Below are 20,064 nucleotides of genomic sequence, written 5' to 3' on the forward strand. Positions count from 1 at the left end.
TGCACAAGGTCTCCGACTGCGCGAGGTTCTTCCCATGCAAGCCATTCGCCATGGGACGATGTAGCCTTCTCTTCAACAGAACGAGATCGGCACCTCGAAATTAGACCCGTTTCGCAGCTCAATACTTGGCCCGTGGTCTCCCCTGTGAACGCTTCACGTCGGCCCTTGCGGGACGCCGCGCATCACTCGGGGTCGGGGTGGATGGCTAGTCCTTACCCCATGGGGGACTTTCACCTCCTATTCTTTGCCAGCTTTCCTGGCGCACTCTGCTCTGGGTCATTCGCTGCGGACCTAAGGCGGCCCAACGGCACCCCACGGCCCGCAAGCCTCTGAAAGCAGACACGATCTGCGCCCTCACAAACCGAGGAGCACGATCATGCCTGACGAAAATAGCCTCTCCACCAAAGCTCGCCACACACCCTGGAATAAGGTAAGCGGATCGAGCCAAACCTCCGGTGCGCCCAAACCAAGTCTGGTCGATCCGAACCCGACTCCTGATCGAAAGACGGACCCGCGACCTTGCCCTTTTCAACCTTGCGATCGACAGCAAGTTGCGTGGTTGCGACGTCGTCGCCTTGAAGGTCGGAGATGTCGCTCCGAATGGCTATGCGGTCGATCGTGCGACCGTCCGACAGAAGAAGCCGGCAGGCCAGTCAAGTTCGAGTTGACGGATCAAACCCGGCAAGCCGTTGACGATTTCTTGAAGGAAGCCGGCAAGAGGCCAGGTGAGTATTTGTTCACTGGGCATCGTGGGCGCGATCGGGCGATGACAACCCGCCAATATGCTCGCCTCCTTACCGACTGGGTGGCAAGCATCGGGCTTGACCCGGGGGTATTTGGCACCCACTCCCTACGCCGGACCAAGGCAACGCTGATCCACCGCCGCACGGGGAACTTGCGAGCCGTGCAGCTTTTGCTCGGCCATACCAAAATCGAAAGCACAGTGCGCTATCTCGGCATCGAGGTTGACGACGCGCTCGCGATTGCCGAACAAGTTGATGTCTGAATCACCAGGGCAGAGCGGACATGCTCTACCCATCGGCTATCAGCCCCTTCGGGCCAACAGCGGAAATGATGAGCGACATATCGACGCGCGCTCCAGCCGAAATCGCATAGCTTACTAGGGTCGCTTCAGCAAGTTTTTTGCCGAGTGCACATCAAGGAGGTCGGGTCCATGAAGACCGCCGTTCTTACACTTATGGCAATGATCTTCACGTTTGTTTCGGCATTCGCACAGCAAACTACGGGCGTGCCGGGTTCACCCAGCGCAACCACAACAATTGATGGCAAATATCTTCCGCCCCAGCCCGCGCCGTTCGACGGCACGATGAGCATGGACGCGAAGGATTCCAAACCGTATTGGCCACCGACCGTAGTGCCGCGCAAGGGAGCACCCAACATTTTGCTCATCATGACCGATGACCAAGGCTACGGCGTGTCCGGCACCTTTGGAGGCGTGATCCCCACGCCGTCCATGGACCGCATCGCGAAGGCGGGGCTGCGCTACACGCAATTCCACTCCACCGCGCTCTGCTCGCCGACCCGGGCGGCACTGATCACTGGCCGCAACCACCACTCGGTAGGCTTCGGGGTGATCACCGAAATGTCCACTGGATACCCCGGATACGATTCCGTCATCGGACCAGAAAGTGCCACCATCGGCACGATCCTGAAGCAGAACGGCTATGCCACGTCATGGTTCGGCAAGAACCACAACACTCCGAGCTATCAACTGAGTTTAGCGGGGCCGTTTAACCAATGGCCGAACGGGATGGGCTTCGATTACTTCTACGGCTTCATGGGTGGCGAAACAGACCAGTGGACGCCTTTTCTCTTCCGCGATCAGACACAGGTTTTTCCGTGGGTAGGACACCCAGGCTACAATCTCACCACCGATATGGCGGACGAGGCCATCAAATACATGAAGGACCTGAATGATGCCGCGCCTGACAAGCCGTTCTTCCTCTATTACGTGCCCGGCGGCTCGCATGCGCCACACCAGCCTACCCCGGAGTGGATCAAAAAGATCAGCGACATGCACTTATTCGATCAGGGCTGGGAAAAGCTGCGCGAGACGATCTTCGCAAACCAAAAGCAGCTCGGCGTCATCCCAGCGAATGCCCAGCTTACCCCCTGGCCGGATGGACAAGCGGAATTCGGCGGGGCCAAGCTTCAGAAATGGGACACGCTTACTGCCGATGAAAAGAGACTTTTCATACGTCAGGCAGATGTCTTTGCCGCCTACACGGCCTACACCGACCATGAAATTGGCCGTGTGATCCAGGCAGTCGAGGACCTGGGCAAGCTCGACAATACGCTGATGATCTATATCAGCGGCGACAATGGCACCAGCGCCGAAGGCTCTATCCTCGGCACGCCAAACGAGATGGCCGCAATTCAAGGCGTCAACATTCCGGTCACGGAGCAGTTGAAGTTCTATGACGCCTGGGGTTCAGATCAGACCACGCCACACATGGCGGTGGGCTGGACTTGGGCGTTCGATACGCCGTTCAAGTGGACAAAGCAGGTGGCGTCGCACTTCGGCGGTACCCGACAAGGTATGGCTATCTCGTGGCCGGGCCACATCAAGGACATCGGCGGCATCCGCACGCAGTTCCACCACATGATTGACATTGTGCCGACCATCCTCGAGGCCACGGGCGTCCAGGCGTCGGTGATGGTCGACGGCGTTGCCCAAAAGCCAATCGAAGGCGTGAGCATGGCTTACACCTTCGACAATGCCAATGCGAACGCCCCGTCTACCCGCAGCACGCAGTATTTCGAAATGGTCGGCAACCGAGCCATCTACAATAACGGATGGTTGGCCGCCACAACGCCACCCTCACCACCTTGGGATTTGGGCTTCGGCAAGTTTCCCGACGTCGTCAACGGCTACACCTGGGAGCTCTACAACCTCGCCGAAGATTATTCGGAGAACAATGACCTCGCCGCCAAGATGCAAGACAAGCTGCGCGACATGCAGCAGCTCTTTCTGGTCGAGGCGACGAAATATAACGTGTTCCCGTTAGATAACAGCTTCACCGCCCGCGCAGCTACGCCGCGACCGAGCGCGACCGCCGGCCGGACCGTCTTCACCTATTCGGGTGAATCGTCCGGTCTCCCTTACAGCAGCGCTCCGGACATCGCCGGCAAGTCTTACTCGATCACCGCCGAGGTCGACATCCCGCAAGGGGGGTGCAGAGGGCATGATCAATACGCTCGGCGGCCGTGGCGGTGGCCACGGTCTCTACATGCTCAAAGGCAAGCCCATTTTTGTCTACAACTTCTTTGACGTGGAACGATTCCGTTGGGAAGGGCCAGCGGCACTCACTCCCGGCAAGCACACCATCGTGTTTGACTTCAAATACGACGGCCCTGGTTTCGGCAAGGGAGGCAGCGGCGTGCTGTCGGTAGATGGCAAGGAGGTCGCGAGCAAAACGATCGCGCACACCATTCCGTTTGTCGAGACGATTTATGAAACCTTCGACGTCGGAGTGGATACACGCACGGGGGTAGACGACAACGACTACCAACCGCCGTTCCGGTTCACCGGCAAAATCGATAAGCTGACCGTCAGGTTGACCCCTCTGAATGCTACGGAGGAACACCACCTTCAGGGGAATATCCAAGAAACCAAAAACAGGGCGCACTAGTTCTCGCCTGATCGCCTTCAAATCACGGGCCGGTTTCCTCATGGAGAGCGGCCCAGTGATGGCGTTTACCGCTGTACTCACGCCACCCTCCCGATATCCGGGCCGGAACGGGTTGTACATGGATGCTGCGCCAACGATCGCGGGTCCAGAGGCGGCACTATTGAGGGCATCTGAAAGAGCCGCCCGATTTTAACTTCGAGCCATGGCAACAGGCGAAATAGCAAGCGTCATTCCGGCGCCGCAGATTGCGGCGCTCAGCCGAAACACGATCAGGACTCCTTGATCGATTCTGGATGCGGATTCGGTCTGCTGTCGCGGGAGATTGAGCGAGAGCGTTAACGGAACCCAGACATCTCTTTGCGGATTGGTGCCAATCGGGCGCCAAAACTTGTGAAGAAGCCGTGCCGGTCCTGGTCGACTAAAGCAGAGGGGGTTGGCATCGCCGTGGGAGCACGGGCATCGACGTAGCACGGGCGATACATGGCTTGCAGCTGTTTGCCGCGAAGGAAGATCATTCTGGGGGTAAGACCGCCGCGCCTTGCAATCCATCGCCGCACTTGTGATGGATATCCCGAATAGAGCAGCTGGGTTGCCTCGGGATTGGTGACAGTTCGGCCATTACCGGTGAAATCATAAGCGGCATGGAACCCAAGTGTCGCGTTCGAGGTGACACAAATCCTGTCGTGAGGGATTGTTGAGAGGAGGATGGTGCAGGCCGAAGCGCAAAGGCCATCAATCATCACCGTTTGGCCTGAAGCGCGGAGTTCACTGTACTTCGAGAGGTACTCTCCGATCTGCCCGCCTGGGTCGTCCGCAATCCGAACCGCCGCGTGGCCTGACCCTATGCCCGCGAGCAAGAGCGCTGCCGTGAGCAGCGCAGACAGAATTTTCATTAAGTTCCCTACCCAAGTTGAAGAAGTGATGCGGACGTCCGCCGTTGCGCATCGGGCCGGAAACAATGGCCGAAGATGGTTGAGGTGTGACGTCGGGCGTCCAATAGCGGCTCTTGGTCGCCGCTTAAACTAACCGCAACGTTTGTTGCGCGGTGGATGCACGCGCACTGTTCCCTAGCGGAACCCTTGAGCACTTTGCATGAGTTACTGCGATAGACGCCGCGATCCCTCAATAAGATCAAATCGAAAAGACGTTGGCATTGCACCCGGCTCTGCGACCGCGACCTTCATTCCGCAGGTCCCGCGCATAGGCGCCCAGCAACACACGACCGTATATCGACCGAGCGAAGCTCGCGCAGAAATTGGTTGCAGGAACCCGGGTCTCAACTTTCGGCGCAGGGATTGGCACTGATGAGAAAGTGCCTGAAGGGAAGCGTTTGCACGCGGGCATCAGGTCGATGGGCACGCGAGAACAATTCCTTGGTTCTCTTGATTTAGGTCAACGAGACCTCAAAGTGCGTAACCATTTTGCGCGGTGCTTAGGGGGCCACCTATCACCTAGGAGATCTCCGATGTTGAAAATAGTAGTGGCCGGAACAACTGCACTCTTCGTTATTGCATCCCCTATTGCCAACGCCCAAAACTCGCAGACTTCGTCTTCCGCGTCTCCGGAACGGTTAAATGCAGCGGACCGCAATAACCTGACGGACATGAGGATTGATCTGGTAAAGGCGGCGTTGCAACTGACACCTGAACAGGAAAAGCTTTGGCCGCCGGTAGAGAGTGCTATCCGTGCCAGGGCGGAGGATCGGAAAGCGCGGGTAGCAAAAATCCAGGAAACAGTGGGTAGACGGGCCGACGAAAGCCGCGTCGAAGCCTTGCGCAATCGTGACCCCATCGCCTTTCTGCAACGACGCTCGGAAGCATTGGCTCAACGATCAGCCGATTTGGATAAACTCGCTGAGGCATGGCAGCCACTCTACAAAACTCTCAATCCCGAACAGAGGCAGCGCATGGCGGCCGTCGCGATCTTTGTACTCCGCGATATGAGTGATGTCGTGGAACGGCGCAGGGCGCTGCAGTCTGACGACGACGAGGACTGAAGCGAAGTCCTGCAAACCTACAATAAAGCCCGTTGGCCTGGTATGTTATGACCACTCTGCGGCGGGGGCGATCGGCGCGAGCGAAGCGTCGTTTTGCAACATCGGCCCGTCGACCCCGCCGTCGACATCTTCTATGCGTGCGCTCGGCTTTCCAGAGTCGATCGTCAGACGAGCCGACCCCGCATTCACCGCGCCCGGTCTGCCAGCACGTTCCGCTTCCTGGATCGACTTGTCGATTTTCGATGACGTGATCGATCGGTGCCGACTTTGATGAGCGCGACAAGGACTATGGGAAGGAGCTGCAAACGAAGCAGACCGCTAACTGAGGCGGCTTCTTTCATGCAGGCCGATCTGCTCCAGATGGTCGGCGATCCAACCAATCGGCCAACCGTTTGTATTCAAGCGCCATGAGCTCTAGTTCACGTCGCGTGGCGTCGGTCGATGCAAGCGCCGCCTGCGTGCGGCATAGGAGCGCAAGGGAGCGATAAGAGGAATTGGGAAGGTCGTGATGCATCGGACGATCCTAGCCACGTTTCCATGTTTGCGGAACTAAGTATGTTAGTTTCACATCCCCAACGGAGGCGCCTTAATCGTCCCAGATCAGTTCGCGGCACTTGAGCGGGAGCACACGTCTCTTTCAATCACCAACGCTCATGAGTCGCTGTCGGTGATGGAGTTACACTGTCTGAATACGATAACGCAGACAGTCATCTAAGACAGCGCCCTCAAGTTTAACTGGGGTCGACGCTGCTCTCTCGTCTCTTTTGGAAAGGGCTCTTGGGTCTTGCGGCCGAGGAAGGTATCGGGCGCTGGACAGTGCTTGAGCACTTCGACCGCTTCTCTGGCCAATTCTCGCAGCATCTCTGCGTCCTGCGCTTCCCGCTGGGACGGACGGCAAACGCCACGCCGCAATAGCATGGTTGCGCTCCTCGACTATGCAGGCGGGAGCGCAATCAGTCTCTCTGCCACCGACGCCTACGGACAGAGCCTCAGCCGGTGATGCCAGGACGATATCACCTTCAGACCATCATTCCCACGAATAAAAAGACCACACAGAACAAATTACGTGCCGACACTTCGCCTCTGGCGTGATCAGCGGACTCCCCGCTCTGACAAGCGGGCGAACTCGCCGATCCCGTTGCACCTGCTGCGGGCCCGTATGATCGAAGAACTATCGCTGCCTAGCCAGCGACCTCGATCATCCCTGTTGCGAAGGCAGATTGAACTGAAACACCGCGCCCCTTGGTTCATTCGCACCGGTCCAAAGTCGTCCTCCGTGCGCCTCGATGATCGATTGGCAGATCGACAGGCCCATGCCGGTCCCGCCCGGCTTGGTGGTGTAGAAGGGCTCGAACAGGCGATCGACCATTACCCCGTCAAGTCCGGGACCGTTGTCCCGCACGGCGACAACAACGCGACTTGAGGCACCTCCGGCCGTGCTGATCCGCAGCTCCCGTCCCCCCACGTCGAGGCAGTTCATTGCCTCGATCGCATTGAGGATCAAATTCAGAACAACTTGTTGCAGCTGGACGCGATAGCCCTCCACGCGTGGCAAGCCCGGAGCGAGGTCCGTCTGGATCAAGACACCGTGCTTGAGCAGTTCGCTCCGGGCTATGGTGATCACGTCCAGGATCGCACCATTGACGTCGATGCTCTCTTTCGGCGCCGGCGTTTTCTTGATCAACGAACGGATCCAGCCGATGATCTCGCCGCCCCGCTTGGCGTCTGCGACAATGGATGCGAGCGCCTGCCGTGCCCTTTCGAAATTCGGAGATTGAGATCCCAGCCAGTTCAGTGCGGCTTCTGCGTTGCAGAGCATCGCGGTGATCGGTTGGCTCAACTCGTGTGTCACCGAAGCCGTGACCTGGCCCATTGCCGCCGCGCGATTGGCGTGTGTCAGTTCCGCCTGCATCTCGCGGAACGTCTCGGCGGTTCGCTTGCGTTCGGTGATGTCGCGGCTCAGACAAATGATCTGTCGTCGGCCGCCTTCGCAGAATTCCCGCATGCGGACTTCGACGGGAAACACGGTGCCGTCCTTTCGGCGATAGCGGCTCTCGAGCGTCGTGATGCCGCCGGCCTTGATGCGCTCGCGGTTGATCCGCCAGGTCGCTTGATCAATCTCCAGATCGAAGAAGGACGCAGTTGCCCCAACCAGTTCGCTTCGGCTGTAGCCCAGGCTTTCGCAAGCATTTCGGTTCACGTCGAGAACGCGACCGTCTTCACTGTGAAGCATGAACGTATCTGTGGCGTGGTCCACGAAGGTCCGGAAACGGGCCTCGCTCTCGATCAGCGCCTGTTCGGCGCGCTTGCGCTCCGTGATGTGGCGCCCGACGCCGCGGTAGCCCGTGAAGCGCCCCGTTTCGTCAAAGACGGGCAGGCCGGAGACGGACACGTAGCGCTTGCCGCCATCGGGCGTCGGCCGCGCGTGCTCGAAATCCCGGAACGGAAGGTGGGCATCCAGCATCTCCCGGTGCTTGCGCCAGCCCTCTTCATCAGGCTCCAGATGCGGGACCTCCCACCGCGTCCTGCCGATCTCGGCGACCGGCGGCTCGGCCAGCGTCTCCGCGAACTCCTGGCGGATGAAGCGATGCTGCGCATCGGTTTCCCAGTACACATCGAAGGAGAATTGCACCAAGGTGCGAAAGCGCTCCTCGCTCTCGCGCAGCGCCTCCTCGTGGCGCTTGCGCTGATTCGAATCGAGCGCGACCGACGGCACTTGAACCGGATCTTGCATAATCGACTCTTGCTCGAGAGCGACGGATCAAATCGACAAATTTCTCGCACCGGATAGCGGGGCTGTCCCTCGCCCCCGGAGCGGCAGATAACCCCGACGATCGCCAACGATGCACGGCGGGTCGAACCTCGCAGTGGCCAATGATCGTTCAGGAATATGCCTTGTGACGACTATACTTACGTATACGAGGGCTTCTTTGTTGCCCACTTGCGGGACGAAATTGGTCCGGCCGCCAAACAACGCGAACTGAGCTCCGTTCCATCAACGCCTGCGTGTGAGGCGAAGCCGTGCGCTTGTGCCGGGGGTGTCGACCCATGTCCGCCGTGCCATGAGGTGACCTGGCTGCCGCGAAATTGATCTTGGTCACAGACCTGGCCCGGCCGGATCTTCCATGTTCGACAGGGTTTGGCCGACCAAACCATGGTTTAGCTTGAACAAAACCTGGTGCTTGCGGTCTCATCCGGACCGCTTGCAGCGAAGCTGATGGGAGACCCCTGTGTGGATACCGGGACTTTCTGTGTCCAAGGCATGAAACTCGCATGACAAGGCACCGGCAGACCCATAACTTTTCGCTTTGAGCGCGCACGAGGGGACAGGGGTGATTCACGCTGGCGTTAGCCCGATGGCGTTGCGTGGTGATCGGCATGGCCACGATGGCCTCGCCGGCCTCACGCCAGGCATCTCGTTTGCTTTGGTGCGACAAGCGCCGCGAGAAATGTTGCGCGTCTTACGGTGCGGCCCTACCGTCATCGCGGAGATCCATTGGCCGTCGGGAGAGGCAGGCGTCTTCCTGCGCTGCCGTATCGAACTGAGCTCAAGAGACCAGTGGCGGTTGCGGCATCGACGGCACGCCCATCAGGCCGCGAACCATCAATCATCTGCATTGGCGATCCTTGCAATGACGTTGCTGCTTGCCGTGTGCGGCTGGATCGTCGGCGGAGCCGAGGGAATGCAGCGGGCGCTGTTGGGAAGCATGCCCCGTCCCGACGAAACCGTCATCTCACGCGAGAGCATGTATCGCTGGTTCGGCGCCCGCCTGCTGTCCCCTGCCGAGGTGCCGGACCTGTTCGCCATCCTGACAGGGGTTTGCTGCCGGGCGGGCCTTACTCGATCGCCGGATCTCTATTGCCTGCCGGCACCGCGCGACATGAATGCCTATGCGCTCGGCGGACCAGAACGCAGTGCCATCGTGCTCACCGAGGGCCTGCTGCGCGGCATGACGCGCGACGAAATTGCCGGGATCCTGGCCCATGAAGTTGCTCATATCCGTAACAATGATGCCCGGACCATGAGCTGGGCGACGGCGTTGCGTCGCGCGATCGATTGGACATCGCTCGCTGGTCTTACGCTGCTGCGGAGCAGCCATCATCATCACGGTGGCATGGCATCAAGCCGGCCACTGGCGACGCTGCTGAGCGCAGCTCCAACTCTCGGTCAGCTCCTTGGATTGGCACTGTCGCGCGTCCGCGAGCTGGATGCAGATGCAACAGCGCTCGAACTGACCGGCGACTCGCGGGCGCTCATCGCCGCACTCGACAAGCTCGAGCGCCATCACACCGGCTCTGCGTCAAGGCCCACATCCGCATTCGCGCATGATCCGATGCGCTTGCTTCGCAGCCATCCCGCCACCTCCGAGCGCGTCGGCACATTACTCAACCTCGCCTATTAGAATGCGCGCAAGTTGACACCAGCGCACATCGGAAAGCTTGCTGACCAGGCAAAGAGTGCTGACGAAAATCCGCGGACTTGAAATTTTGCTGAGATTGATTGCCGCCAAAATATCGCCGCGCTTTCGCGAAACTATTTCGCCGCAAGTACGTTTTTCGCGTCTATGCTCATTGGAAAGATTGGAGAGAGGTCAGCGTAATTGCAGAGCGTCTGAGCGGACGTCGGACATAACATAACGAAATGGCTGGCCACATCGCCAGCGAGGAAAATCCGCTCCACATCTCTCAACGGCTGTCATCTTGTTGCCGCTCTAAAACATCTCACCGTTGGCGTGTCACCTTGAGGGGAAGCAACTTGCATCTCTCAAGTGGACGACGTTGCTTGCGGCTGAGATTTTCGTGCCAAGCATTTCAACTTGAATGTCCAGCGCCGTCGCACCGGCGTGACGATCCGCTATTGCCGCAGAAGGCGTCGCGCATGCGACAGCCTTCGCAAGATCCAGACTTCGCAAGACAGAGACTTGGCAAGACATTGGGCTGAGGGCACCCACCATCGCGAGGAGGCAAGCGATGACCTACTATGACACCCTGCAACAGAACCTCGGGCCTGGTTCGCCATTCGGACAATTCGGTCCGCAACAATGGGGAACCGGAGCATTTGGTTCGCAAGGCGGCCAACAGCATGGAGGAGGCGGTCTTGGATTGGGCCAGGCGGCCTACGGACAGCAATACGGACAGTTCGGCGGTCAGCCGACCTTTGGCGCGTTTGGATATGGCCCCGGCTGGGGCGGCCAAATGGGCTGGGGTCAGCAGCACTGGGGCGGACAACAGCGCCAGCTTTCGCCGCAGGACGTGAGTGAGGTCGTGCGCCAACTGGTACCGGCGCTGCCTCAAATTCTTGCGCAGGCGCAAACTCCGTTCGCAGGAATCGGCTATGCGGCCTACGGCCAGGCACCGCGGCAGCTAAGCCCGCAAGACGTGAGCGAAGTCGTGCGACAACTCCTGCCCATCGTGCCTCAGATCATGGGAATGCTGCAGAGCCAGCCGCAGATGCAGCATTCGGCCATGCATGGCGGTCTCGGTCAGGGTCAATTCGGAGGCCTCGGTCAATTCGGTCTCAGCTATCCGGGGCAGACTCAGCCTGGGCAGTTGTGGGGTGCGCAATCCGGCGCGCCGCAGTTCCAGGCGGCATTCGGCGGCCAGACGCCGTTCGGCCAGCAGCGACAACTGACGCAGCAGGACGTCGCCGACATCACCCGCCAGCTGATCGGCATCATTCCGCAGGTGATCGGTAACCTTCAGGCCTACGGTCAGCAGCGGATGATCTGACCGCACGGTATGGCGCGACCGCCGCCAGACGCGGCGGTCGCGCTCGGCCGTTGCGCACGTCCTCCGAAGGAGAACCCTCATGTCGGATTCAAACCCCTCTGCGGCAACCGCGTCGCAGCGCCACTCCTCAGACATTCAGCAGCTCGTGGGCCTGCTCGGCAATCTGATGCCGCTGCTCTTGCGCCTGCAGTCGCAAGCGTTCGAGCAGCCGTTCCGGACCATGCCCGGCAACTTCCCGATACCGAACGCGGTGCTCGATCATCAGGCCGCGGACAACATGATCGGAGACATGATCGCAGAATCGCTGCGCTCGCTCTCTGCCTATCTCGAGGCCAATGCTGCCCAGCATGCCGGCCTGGAAAACTGCGTTTCGATCGTCACCCAGGCAGCCAACAGGTTTACCGAGCGGGACTATGCGCAGGCCTTCAACCTGATCTGGCTGGCCTATCGGGCGATCGAAGCCGTCCGCGCAGCCGATCCTCGCCTTCCGTTGCTGCGACAGGCTTCGATCGATCACGCGCAATCTTCAATTCACTGAGATCAAGGAGGTGACGCCATGGCAACAGGTCCAGATGATGCGCAACCGACCTCGCGCGGCAATCGACGCAAACCAGCGCGCGCCACTCAATACATGATCGCACCGGCGGGCCCCGGCGTCAGCGCTCAAACGCTGGCCGAACAACTGAATCAGTTCGGCAATATCCTTTGGACCCATGACCAGCGCGGCATCAGCGGTCCTCCCATTGCGATCGTGCGTATGCCCGACGAAGCCGCGGCCGCCTTGCGCCGCTCCACGGGCGGCAGCCTGGTCATCGAGCCCGACAGCATTCTACGAGCTGCATCCTTCGCCGGCCCGGCCTCGTCTTTCATCCCGGCGACCGCGACAATGACCGCACTCGGGCCGGACCTGAACGTGACGATCCGGGTCCTCAGCGAAGCTGGGACGCCCGTGGAGCAGGCAATGGTGCGGCTCATCGGCGAGCAGGGGTCAGTTCAAGGGCGGACGAATGGTGATGGCAGCGTCAGTCTGACGCTGCAGGACGAAGTGCCTGAAACGATCACCGACGTATTCGTCAGCCCACGCTCCGGCCATTGGGGCCTATGGCAACGGCGGCCGTATATCGAGGCCGATGCGGTGAACACCTTCACCCTCAAGCCGTTGCCGCTGGCTGGCGGGCTGGATTGGGGCGGCGAAGCGATGCGCTTCGATCGGATTCCAAACCAGTGCCGTGGAGCTGACATCAAGATCGCCCTCATCGACAGCGGCGTGGCGACCAGCCACAAGCAATTGGCGAGGATTGATCACGGCATCGATGCCAGAGGTTGCGAAGAACGCTCGTGGTCGAAAGACGCAGCTGGCCACGGCACGCCTTGCGCAGGCATCATCAATGCCGCTCCGCAGGCCGATCACGGCATCCGCGGCTACGCTCCGGATAGCGAGTTGCATGTTTGCAAGCTTCCCACCGACGCCCGTTGTAGCGACCTGATCGCGGCTCTCGATGACTGCCTGCAAAATGGCATCGACGTGGCGTGCGTTGGCGTCGGTTGCGAGCGGGGCTCCGTGCTGGTCGAGCAGCGCATTGCGATGGCCAAGCAGCAAGGCATCGGCATCATCGCCGCTGCCGGCAACTCCGGAGCAGGCGTGCTGTTTCCGGCCTGTTCTGCCCATGTCATGGCGGTCGGCGCAGTCGGACAGATCGGCAGCTTCCCGGAAGACAGTCCGCAGGCGGCACAGGCCGCAGCGGCCACGGCGGCTTCGGGCGGGTTGTTCGTGCCGCCGTTCGCCTGCCGCGGGCCCGAGCTCGACCTGTGCGCGCCTGGTGTTGCGATTGTCGCCTGCCAGTCGCCGGATGGCTACGCGGTCTGCGACGGCAGCTCGCTTGCGGCGGCTCACGTTGCCGCGCTTGCCGCCTTGATCCTGGCTGACCACGCCGACTTCAAGGGCAGCTTCATCGCAAAGGATTATCGGCGGGTCGAACGGCTGTTCCAGATCCTGAAGGACACGGCGCAACCCATCGGTCATCCATGGCAGACCGGGGCCGGGCTGCCGGATGCGGCCCGCGCGCTTGGCGTCTGGTCCGATCAGCGGCCCCTTGCCGTGCCGCTCAATGCCGGACTGCGCGAGATGCGCAGCGCCATTCGGCAGCTCGATCGGATTCCATTCGGCGCAAGCCAGGCGATGATGTTCGAGCCGCCGCGAGGCCCGGCCAATGTGACGCGGCTTCCGCTGAATCCGGCCCCTATGGCGTTCGAGGCCGCTGGCGGGCAAACGGCAACGGTGCATGAACTCAGAACAGCGATGACGCTCGCTGGTCTGGCGTAAGGACCTGAGAGGATGACACAGGCCCGCAGTCCTAGAACGTCGCGCGCAATCCCGCATAGAAGGCGCGCGGCCTTGCCGGGCTCAGCGAGCGCGGATCGGTGAAAGGATTGCCGCCGTTGGCGAAATTAGGCAGTGCCTCCCTGTCGAAGAAGGTACCGAGCGTCGAGTAACGGTTGTCGAAGACGTTGTCGACGCGACCGTAGATCTGGAGGTTCTTGGTGACCTGGTAAGAGGTGTGGAGGTTGAACACGGCATAGGACGGCAGCTTCGGGAATTGGTTGGATTCGTCGCCGACGAAATACTGGCTTGAGACAAAGAGCGCATCGCCCCCGACCTTCCAAACGTCGGTAACAGCATATTCAACGCTGGCCTTGACGAGGTGGCTCGGCAGGCGCGGAATGTGGTTGCCCGGCAGAACCTGGATATTGCCGTCGGCGTCGGCGAACGGGCTGTTCGAGCCAAGCTGCAGCGCATCGAGGAAGCGCGCATCCAGGAACGCATAGCTCGCCTGGAATTGAATCGCATTCGATTTCAGGCTCACCTCGGCTTCGATACCCTGTCTGCGCGTCCGGCCGACGTTCTGGAAGAAGCCGAATCCCGTCAGCCCCGGAATTGGGGTCGCGAGGATGTCGTTGTAGTTGGTGGCGCGGTAGGCGCCGATCTTCCAGCCGAGCGAGCCGATGTTCAATTCCTTGGTGCCGCGGAAGCCCGCTTCCACGGTCTTGGAGACAACTTGCTGCAGTGACGGATCGGCAATCAAGAACTGCCCGATGACACACGGCCTCGTCGGATCGGCGCACCCGAGTTCAAGCGGCGTCGGCACACGGTTGGCTTCGGAATAGCCCGCATAGGCAGTCACTTCCGACGTGATCTTGTAGGTGCCGCCGACGACCGGATTGAATCGATCATAGGTATGATCGCCATTGAGCGCGGTGCCGAGCTGGTCCATCAGCGTGACACGGGCCGCATTGAACCGCCCGCCTGCCGTCACCGCAAAGCGATCGTCCACGTTGAACGTGTCGAGCGCATAAAGTCCCTGATACTGGTTGACGGTGCGAAGCGACACCGGACCGATTGATGTCGGAACTCCGGACTGGCCCAGAAATATGCCGCTGCCCGTGACGACATAGTTCGTGCCTATGGTTGCCAATTCGGCGCTACCGGTAAAGCGGGTGCTGCTGACATCATAGCTTGCGCCGATCACGAAGCGGTTCTCATGACCGAACAACTGATCGCTGTTGGTTGCCTGCCCGGATACGCCAAACGTGGTCGATCGCGTGCTGGTGCGATCGATCTCGCCGAGTATGGCATCCGGCGCAAAGGGATTGACGAGCTGAGCGCCATTCAGGCCAAAAGCGGGGGTCGTATCATTGCCAAAGCACAAGAGCGTTGGATCGGCTCCGCAGGGCTGCGTATCGGTCGGGTTTCCGTCCACGGTGTTCTGGCTGAAGCGCCGCACATGCGCCGTGCCTTCAAAGGTCCAAGTCGGCGTCGCCTCCACCTTGCCGGTCAGGTTGAGATAACCGACCTTGTTGGAAGTGGTTTGTGGCGTTGTGTAGGTCGCGCCCCAATATTGCTGGAGCAACTCGGCCGGAACAGTGCTGGGTCCGGCCAGGGAATTGTTGGCGAGGCCCATGTTGAGGTGGAATTCGTTGCCTTCAAAGCGATACCCGACATCGCCAAAAAAGCGCCGGACGTCCGACGACGAGAAATTGCGGAAGCCATTGTCGTGAATGCCTTCAAGCGCTCCGTAGACCGCCCAGTTGTTGTCGACCTGCTTGCCCCATTGTGCAGAGCCATAGATGCGACCGAATGAGCCGCCCATGACGTCGATCTCGGCGCCGTGATAGTTGAAGCCGTTCTTCATCTGCAGATCGATGGCACCACCGAGCGCATTGAGACCGAACGCGGGATTGTTGGTCACAACCAGGGCCGATCGGATCGCGGCTGTCGGGATCAGGTCCCAATTGACAGTATCGGAAAAGGCCTCGTTGATGCGCACGCCGTTCTGATAGACGGCCAAGCCCTGCGGCGTGCCGGCCAGAGGTGAAGCGACGAAGCCGCGAAACTGCACATCGGGCTGGAATGGATTGCCGGTCACCTCATTGATGCTGAGACCAGGCACGTACTGCTGCAGGGCAACGGCGATGTCCGGCGAGCGGGTGCGGCTGATCTGGTTTGAATCGACCGCATTGATGCTGGCTGGAATCTTGTCAACTTCGATGCTGCCGGAGGCGCCGGGCGAGGTCGGATAAACGTAAACCCTGGTCCGGGGACGCGTTGCCACGCGGATCGTGGGTCTCGCCCGAGGGGACGCGCGCCTGGCGCTGGTCTGCGGCGGTGCCGTCACCTCGACGGCCGGCAGGTTCTGAACGTTGGTCTCCTCGTCCTGTGCGAAAGCTGCGTCGGTACCAACTACCATTCCCGTAAAAATTGAAAGTATAACCAGCCCACGAACCCCCATGGTCGACACGTCTCCACGCGCAATGTTCCGGCTCATTTGTCCCCGCCGGTTTTGACGTGAAGGATACAGGTCAAAGAGCGAAACGCGCCAGCTACAAAAGGTCGGGCGGTATCGGCACCATATTTCCCGACGAAATCGGGAATTATTCCCGATCCTCAACTCGCCGCCGTTGGGATCAGCGCCTCCACCGTCACGCCGCCCTCGCTGGATGCGACGTTGAGCGTGCCGCCGAGCGCGAGAATCCGCTCGCGCATGCCAACGAGACCGAAGCCGAGCTTCTGGCCCTCCTCCATGCCGCGGCCGTTGTCGCAGACCCGCACGCGTGCGCAGCCGCGTCCCTCCCGCGCGACGCCGGGCAGCTCGGCCGGCTCGATCGTGACATTCACCGAGGTCGCGCGCGCGTGACGGAACACGTTGGTCAGCGCCTCCTGCACGATGCGATAGATGGTGAGATCGGCGGTCTCGCCGGTGACCCCGAGCTCGGGCGAGATCGTGGTTTCGATCCGCACGTCGGGATGCGACTCCCGCCACAGCCGCGACAGCGCTTCGAGCGCCTGCCGCAAGCCGAGCTCGGCAAGGCCCACGGGCCGCAGGCGCTCCAGAACCCGGCGGTTGAACTGCTGGAGCGCGTTGACCTGCTCCAGGATCGCACCGCCATGCTTGCGCACCGTCTCGGCACTCAGTTCGCGCGCCTCAGAGAGCTTTGCCAGCGCGCTCGCATGCGCGCGCAGCGAGAACAGATAGGGCCCGAACTCGTCGTGAAGTTCGCGGGCGATCTCCTTGCGTTCCCTGTCCTGGAGCGACACCGCGCGCTCGGCAAGGCGTCGCTTCTCCTCGACCGCCTCGCCCAACGTCGCCGCAAGGTGGTTGAGCCGGGTACAGATCGCAGCGAGCTCCGGCGCGCCGCCGGGCGCGACGCGCGCGTCATAGCGGCCGGCTTCGAGCGCGATCATGGCCTGCGAGAGGGATTCGAGCGGTTTCAGCGCGCGGCTGACGACTGTCATGGTCACCAGGAAGAGCGCCAGCGCGATCGCCGAGCCGATCTCGAGCTGGGTCACGATGCCGTCCCAGATCTCGGCGATCTCGTCATTGGGATGTGAGGTGATGACCAGCGAGCCCGGATTGCCGTGGATCGAAACGGGGACGCTGACCGCGGTCTGCTCGGGATGAACCAGGCTGACGAACCAGGCCGGCGGCGCCCGCGCATCATCATCCTCGCCGGCGCGCGGCGGCGTCAACGCGTTGCCCGCGGCATCGCGCAGCGCGATGCTGATGTGGCGCTTCCGGTTGAGGTCGTGCGCGATCTGGTTCAGCCTGGCGTCGGGATCGGGCGCCTCCTTCAGCTCGGCGACGATCATCTCGATGAACTCGCGCGCCAGCCGGATCACGCTCTGGTCCTCCGCCTGGACGCGCGGCCCCGCCTCTGCGACCTGCCGCGCGATATTGACGCCAAGCCCCAAAGCCAGCACGAGCGCCAGCAGGAGATTGATGCGCCCGCGCAAGGATAAATTTTGCCACATTGCTTTCGCCCGCTGCCCGCGAAGGTTCGTTCATCGGGAGCGTTGACATGACCAAAGCGCCCGATATCTAATCCGAACCGTACAGCAATCTCGGCCGGGTTGCATGGTCCGACGCGGGACGTTCGTTGCGAGCGTTACCGTTGCGGAGGCTCATGCGACGCAAAAACCAAAGGCGCGAATGGCTGTCGCGGGGAACGCCTATGCGCATTCTGATCGTTGACGATCATCCTATCGTCGCCTCCGGCTGCCGTGCCGTGCTGGCCGACGAAGGCGAGATCGATATTCTGGAAGCCGCCGACGCCGAAAGCGGCGAGTGCGTGTTCATCGTCGAGCGCCCCGACATCTGCGTGATCGACATCAACCTGCCGACCGTCTCGGGCTTCGAGCTGGCGCGCCGCATCCTCGATCGCGCACCTGACGCCCGCATCATCATGTTCAGCATGAACGACGATCCGGCCTTCGCCGCGCGCGCCATCGAGTGCGGCGCGAAGGGCTACGTCTCCAAGACCGGCGATCCCAACGACCTCGTCGAGGCGATCCGCGCCGTCGGCAAGGGCGAAACCTATTTGCCGAGCGCGATCGCCCGCAGCATCGCGTTCGCCGGGCCCCAGCTCGCGCAGAATCCGTTGTCGAAGCTGAACGCGCGGGAGATGGAGATCCTGCGGCTACTGAGCGCGGGCAAGAGCCTCTCGGAGATCGCCTGGCTGGTGCAATCCTCCTACAAGACGGTCGCCAACACATCGTCGATCATGCGCCAGAAGCTCGGGGTGAAGACCTCGGTCGAGCTGGTGCGACTGGCGATCGACAGCGGCGTCGCCTGACGAAGCACGCTTTCGCAAAAATTCGGTCACATACGCGTTGCAATCTTGATGTGGCGAGACGCCACGGAGTTTTTCGGCATGACGATCCAGACTGTTTCGACCAACAAATCCTACGGCGGCGTGCAGGGCGTTTATCGCCATGCGAGCAGCGCCACCAAGACCGACATGACCTTCTCGGTCTATGTGCCGCCGCACGAGGACGGCGCAAAGCTGCCGGTGGTCTGGTATCTCTCCGGCCTCACCTGCACGCATGCCAACGTCACCGAGAAGGGCGAGTTCCGCCGCGCCTGCGCCGAGCTTGGATTGATCTTCGTCGCGCCCGACACCAGCCCGCGCGGCGCTGACGTGCCCGGTGACCCCAACAACGCCTATGATTTCGGCCTCGGAGCCGGCTTCTATGTCGACGCGACGCAGGAGCCGTTCGCACGCAATTATCACATGTGGAGCTACGTCACCGACGAGTTGCCGAGGCTTGTCGCGGAGACGTTTCCGGTCGATGCCAAGCGTCAATCGGTGATGGGGCACTCGATGGGCGGCCACGGCGCGCTGACGGTCGCGCTGCGCAATCCGCACCGCTATCGCGCCGCCAGCGCCTTTGCGCCGATCGTCGCGCCCTCCCAAGTGCCCTGGGGCACCAAGGCGCTCACCGGCTATCTCGGTCCCAACAAGGACACCTGGCGCGCGCACGACACCGTCGCGCTGATCGAGGACGGCGCGAAATATTCGGGCTTTCTGGTCGACTACGGCGATGCCGATAACTTCTTGACGGAGCAGCTTCGCCCTGAGCTGCTGGAGGCCGCCTGCACGAAGGCGAATATCCCGCTGACGCTGCGGCGACAGCCCGGCTACGACCACAGCTACTACTTCATCTCGACCTTCATGAGCGATCACCTGCACTGGCACGCGGCGAGATTGACGGCGTAAGGTGGAGCATGCTGCTTTCCCTTCTCCCTTGCGGGAGAAGGTGGCGAAGCGGGTTCAGCGGTGCCGGGGGCGCGAAGAAGCTCCTCTACTCCGGCTTGCCGTAGTTCGGGGCGAGGAGGCGGTTGCGGATCAGGTAGCTCATGGCGCGGGACCAGGATTCGTCGGTATTGCCGCGCATGTCGGCGCTGGCCACCGTCACGAGATTTCCGGTGTGCACGTCGCGCAGGTAAATGTTGAGGTTGAGGATCAGGTTCGAGACCTTCTGCACCACGCCGGTGATTTCGAGATCGGCGCCCAACTGCCCCGCCAGCTTGACGTCGCAACCGCCGCAAGCCTGGAGATTGCTGTGCCGGGCCGCATCACTCACCGGCGCGATATCCACGACCTGGAACTTACCCGATTGTGCCAGTTCCTTGCGCAACTGATCGCTGATCCGCAGCATGCGCTCGTTCTCCGGCTTCGATCCGTAGAACTCCCCCGGCAGGCTGGTGTCGATCAACTCGAAATCGAACACCGCAAGTTTCGGCGGATCGGCGAATGCGGCCGTACCAGTCAACACAAATAAGCCGGCCAGCAAAAGCGCTCGCATGATCGTGACCTGCTCCCTCGTGTCGCGACGACGAAATGCGGGGT

12 protein-coding genes and 2 pseudogenes are annotated in these 20,064 nt (G+C 61.2%); 9 read left to right on the top strand and 5 right to left on the bottom strand.

Going from position 1 to position 20,064, the window contains the following annotated elements:
- The first annotated feature begins 376 nt into the window (after positions 1-376).
- Positions 377-1,006 (top strand): annotated as a pseudogene (locus YUU_RS52210) (tyrosine-type recombinase/integrase).
- A 168-nt stretch (positions 1,007-1,174) separates the two neighbouring features.
- A pseudogene (locus YUU_RS52215) lies at positions 1,175-3,653 on the top strand (arylsulfatase).
- Between the two features lie 335 nt (positions 3,654-3,988).
- Here the strand turns inward: YUU_RS52215 and YUU_RS52220 are convergent.
- On the bottom strand, positions 3,989-4,546 hold the full coding sequence (locus tag YUU_RS52220) for a hypothetical protein (RefSeq protein WP_245288137.1): 558 nt from the start codon (positions 4,544-4,546) through the stop codon (positions 3,989-3,991).
- 572 nt (positions 4,547-5,118) lie between these two features.
- Between YUU_RS52220 and YUU_RS0130305 the strand changes: the two genes are divergently transcribed.
- On the top strand, positions 5,119-5,649 hold the full coding sequence (locus YUU_RS0130305) for a Spy/CpxP family protein refolding chaperone (RefSeq protein ID WP_027525734.1): 531 nt from the start codon (positions 5,119-5,121) through the stop codon (positions 5,647-5,649).
- A 1,198-nt stretch (positions 5,650-6,847) separates the two neighbouring features.
- Here YUU_RS0130305 and YUU_RS55275 read toward each other — a convergent pair.
- Positions 6,848-8,383 carry a PAS domain S-box protein gene (locus tag YUU_RS55275; protein WP_027525735.1) on the bottom strand — a complete coding sequence of 512 codons (1,536 nt, stop codon included), beginning with the start codon at positions 8,381-8,383 and terminating at the stop codon, positions 6,848-6,850.
- A gap of 898 nt (positions 8,384-9,281) precedes the next feature.
- On the opposite strand from YUU_RS55275, the gene YUU_RS52235 reads away from it, so the two are divergent.
- From YUU_RS52235 to YUU_RS52245, 4 genes are all read left to right on the top strand, one after another.
- Positions 9,282-10,052 carry a M48 family metalloprotease gene (locus tag YUU_RS52235; RefSeq protein ID WP_051389959.1) on the top strand — a complete coding sequence of 257 codons (771 nt, stop codon included), beginning with the start codon at positions 9,282-9,284 and terminating at the stop codon, positions 10,050-10,052.
- Between the two features lie 568 nt (positions 10,053-10,620).
- Complete coding sequence (locus YUU_RS55280) at positions 10,621-11,379, top strand: hypothetical protein (RefSeq protein WP_027525736.1); 759 nt, start codon at positions 10,621-10,623, stop codon at positions 11,377-11,379.
- A 79-nt stretch (positions 11,380-11,458) separates the two neighbouring features.
- Positions 11,459-11,917, top strand: coding sequence for a hypothetical protein (locus YUU_RS0130330; RefSeq protein ID WP_027525737.1), 459 nt, complete (start codon positions 11,459-11,461; stop codon positions 11,915-11,917).
- 18 nt (positions 11,918-11,935) lie between these two features.
- Positions 11,936-13,702, top strand: a complete 1,767-nt coding sequence (locus YUU_RS52245; protein ID WP_084801614.1) for a S8 family serine peptidase — start codon at positions 11,936-11,938, stop codon at positions 13,700-13,702.
- Positions 13,703-13,733: 31 nt separating this feature from the next.
- On the opposite strand, the gene YUU_RS0130340 is transcribed toward YUU_RS52245, so the two are convergent.
- Positions 13,734-16,124, bottom strand: coding sequence for a TonB-dependent receptor (locus tag YUU_RS0130340; protein WP_245288138.1), 2,391 nt, complete (start codon positions 16,122-16,124; stop codon positions 13,734-13,736).
- 197 nt (positions 16,125-16,321) lie between these two features.
- Positions 16,322-17,686, bottom strand: a complete 1,365-nt coding sequence (locus YUU_RS0130345; RefSeq protein ID WP_027525739.1) for a histidine kinase — start codon at positions 17,684-17,686, stop codon at positions 16,322-16,324.
- 200 nt (positions 17,687-17,886) lie between these two features.
- Here YUU_RS0130345 and YUU_RS0130350 point away from each other — a divergent pair, with 200 nt between their 5' ends.
- Complete coding sequence (locus tag YUU_RS0130350; protein WP_027525740.1) at positions 17,887-18,507, top strand: response regulator transcription factor; 621 nt, start codon at positions 17,887-17,889, stop codon at positions 18,505-18,507.
- A gap of 78 nt (positions 18,508-18,585) precedes the next feature.
- A complete protein-coding gene (fghA, locus tag YUU_RS0130355; RefSeq protein ID WP_027525741.1) occupies positions 18,586-19,431 on the top strand; it encodes an S-formylglutathione hydrolase in 846 nt (281 codons plus the stop codon).
- Between the two features lie 85 nt (positions 19,432-19,516).
- Here fghA and YUU_RS0130360 read toward each other — a convergent pair whose 3' ends face one another.
- The gene (locus tag YUU_RS0130360; protein WP_027525742.1) at positions 19,517-20,020 is read right to left on the bottom strand and encodes a DUF3280 domain-containing protein; all 504 of its coding nucleotides are present in this window, start codon (positions 20,018-20,020) and stop codon (positions 19,517-19,519) included.
- Between the last annotated feature and the right edge of the window lie 44 nt (positions 20,021-20,064).

This window comes from Bradyrhizobium sp. Ec3.3, from assembly GCF_000472925.1.
GTDB lineage: Bacteria > Pseudomonadota > Alphaproteobacteria > Rhizobiales > Xanthobacteraceae > Bradyrhizobium.